The following is a 1,373-nucleotide window of genomic DNA, read 5'->3' on the forward strand; positions in this document are numbered from 1 at the left end:
TCGATTCATCAATTTCTCAGGATATTTTTGTCCCGTAACAATCTTTTCAACTTTTTCTCACTAAATGTGGCTTGAGACTTTTTGCGAGTCCATCACCCTTGACATTTCAAGATAAAAACAGCAGGTTTTTGGCCAAGATGTCATTTCCATAACCCAAGGAGTCTTCATGTCTTACAGTTCTCGCCTTCAGACCCTTGCAGATCTCTACAACCTTCAAGAAACAACCTTTCAAACCTTTGACAAAGCCTGTACTCCGGGATGTACCTTCTGTTGCACCCGAAATGTGGTGATCACCGGCCTTGAAGCCGAATTTCTCTCCCTCGCCATGGGGGAAAAAGAAAATACACGGCTTGAAACAGCCTTCTCCCAGACTCCGGCCCTTCTGCGTATGCAGCCCAGGCTGACCCTCAATGCCATGGCAGCACTTTATATGAAAGGAGAAGATCCCCCCGAAGATCTAACCGATCCCTCCTGGTGGCCCTGCCCCCTCCTGGATGACAAAACAGGGAAATGCACGGCCTATGCCCATCGTCCCATGGCCTGCCGCTGCATGATATCCAAAATACGCTGTAATGCCGATACATTTGCGGATATGAAAGAAGATACCATCCTGCTGCATACCCTCTTTCTACAGGCGGTAGAACATCTGGATGCAAACGGGAAAAGTGCCAATCTCATGGATCTCCTCATGGAAATTCGTCATCCTGGAAGCAACCCTGTCGCCATGCCCAAGAACCACAAAATTCCCATGCTTATGATTCCCAAATCTTCTCAGGAAAAACTGCGTCCCATCCTCGGTGAAATCAGTCAAATCTTTGGAAAGACTCCAATAATCTAAGCAATACTCTCTCGCATTACTGCAAAAAAGAAGCCCAATGGAAAAAAATCCCCATCCTTCTCTCTGTAGCCGGAGCCATGTTTCAAAGTTTTTTTCAACCTGATCCCGCACTACCTTTTTTGCTTGACTCCGGCTTATTCAAAATAATACAGGAGGCTGAAAAGTACACATTATGGAAAGAAAACATACAAGTAACAGGAAATAACACCATGAAATTAAATTGTTTTTCCTCCAGCCTTTTAGCAAGTTTCCTGTTTTTCGGGTGCAGTGGAAGAGCCATTTATGATGTTACAACAGACATGCAGCGTGAAAAATGCTACCAGCTCCACGAATCCGAACAGGAAAAATGCTTCGACCGAATAGAAAACACCCCTTCCTATGAAATCTATAAAAAAGAAAGGGAGTCTCTTATCCATAAAACCCCCTGACTCTTTCTTTATCCCAATAAAAAACGCCCTGCCTTCGAGGTGGGTTCACCTTGAAGACAGGGCGTTAAAAGAATCCGGCGGCGTCCTACTCTCCCACACAGTTGCCC

The 1,373-nt window shown here is 45.3% G+C and carries 2 protein-coding genes; both read left to right on the forward strand.

All coding sequences use genetic code 11. The annotated features are described in order from the left end of the window. Positions 1 to 166: 166 nt before the first annotated feature. Entirely contained in the window at positions 167 to 838 is a 672-nt protein-coding gene (locus BR04_RS17535) for a YkgJ family cysteine cluster protein (RefSeq protein ID WP_496357322.1), read from the forward strand. A gap of 77 nt (positions 839 to 915) precedes the next feature. Further along, complete coding sequence (locus BR04_RS17540) at positions 916 to 1,266, forward strand: hypothetical protein (RefSeq protein ID WP_496357323.1); 351 nt, start codon at positions 916 to 918, stop codon at positions 1,264 to 1,266. Positions 1,267 to 1,373: the final 107 nt, after the last annotated feature.

Source organism: Desulfobotulus sapovorans DSM 2055, assembly GCF_059569355.1.

Excerpts from the sequence above, each read along its gene's own strand:
- BR04_RS17540 (WP_496357323.1), top strand. The coding sequence starts at position 916 with ATGTTTCAAAGTTTTTTTCAACCTGATCCCGCACTACCTTTTTTGCTT.
- BR04_RS17535 (WP_496357322.1), top strand. The coding sequence starts at position 167 with ATGTCTTACAGTTCTCGCCTTCAGACCCTTGCAGATCTCTACAACCTT.